Origin of the sequence: Duncaniella muricolitica, from assembly GCF_910574735.1 — a bacterium.
GTDB classification, from domain to species: Bacteria; Bacteroidota; Bacteroidia; order Bacteroidales; family Muribaculaceae; genus Duncaniella; species Duncaniella muricolitica.
In genome coordinates, this window is sequence record NZ_CAJTCF010000186.1 from 1 (window position 1) to 319 (window position 319).

At 50.8% G+C, this 319-nt stretch carries 1 protein-coding gene; it reads right to left on the reverse strand.

The features are described 5' to 3' along the window. Window positions 1–319, reverse strand: a 319-nt coding sequence (locus QGT73_RS17380; RefSeq protein WP_280123266.1) for a sigma 54-interacting transcriptional regulator, incomplete at both ends; no start/stop codon positions are given.

Below are 319 nucleotides of genomic sequence, written 5' to 3' on the forward strand. Positions count from 1 at the left end.
GTGTCAGGAAATAGTCTGACAACGGCACGATGTCTTCGGTCACCTCCCGTAATGGCGGTACTGTTACGTCAACCTGTCGTAGTGTGTAGAACAGATTTGGGCGGAACGTCTTTTCAGACACCATACGGCGCAGTTCGGGATCTGCGGTGCATATAACCCTCACATTCGGATGCTCGTTTTCAAGTATGTGCAGAAGCACCGATTGTTTCTCGAAGTTCAGCAACTGCACGTTCTTGATGATGATTGTACCGCCGTCAGCCTTCTTGAAGTACCCTTCCATCCGGTTTAGCACTTCGCTGCGCAGATTTGCAGGGTCGTG